A 595-nucleotide genomic window follows, 5' to 3' on the forward strand; every position below is an offset into this window, starting at 1 on the left:
ACGCCGCCCGCCGCCCGCCGCAGCCGCCCCTGCCCGCGGACGACCGCGCGGTACGGCTGGCCCGGGAGATCCTGCACGAGCGCCTCGTCGACCCGCCGACCCTGGAGGACCTGGCCCGGGCGGTGGAGGTGCGGCCGTTCGCCCTGCTCCGGGCCTTCAAGGCCGCCACCGGCCTGCCCCCGCACACCTATCTGAACACGCTCCGGGTACGGCGGGCGCGCACCCTGCTCGACTCCGGCGCACCCGCCGCGCGGGTCGCCGCCGAGGTCGGATTCACCGACCAGGCCCACCTGAACCGGCACTTCAAACGGATCGTGGGCGTGCCGCCGGGCGCCTACCAGCGCGCAAGAACGTACAAGAACCATCGCTGAACCACGCATAGCCTCACCTGCATGGAGACAACCACTCGTTCCTCGGCGATCCGGGACGGGCTGGGCGTGGGGATCGCGGTCGGGCTCTCCGGGCTGGCGTTCGGCGCCGCCGCCGTCACCGCCGGGCTGAGCGTGGCCCAGGCGTGCGTGCTGAGCCTGTTCGCCTTCACCGGCGCCTCGCAGTTCGCCCTGGCCGGCGTCGTCGCGGGCGGCGGGAGCCTGGC

General features: G+C 74.8%; 2 protein-coding genes. Both read left to right on the forward strand.

The genetic code is table 11. From position 1 onward, the window contains the following. On the forward strand, positions 1–371 hold a 371-nt coding region (locus ACWJ6R_RS37730; RefSeq protein ID WP_449066765.1), incomplete at its 5' end, for a helix-turn-helix domain-containing protein. Between the two features lie 21 nt (positions 372–392). Further along, positions 393–595 (forward strand): AzlC family ABC transporter permease (locus ACWJ6R_RS37735; protein WP_449066766.1); only part of this gene is annotated, 203 nt, incomplete at its 3' end.

This window comes from Planomonospora algeriensis, assembly GCF_977012225.1.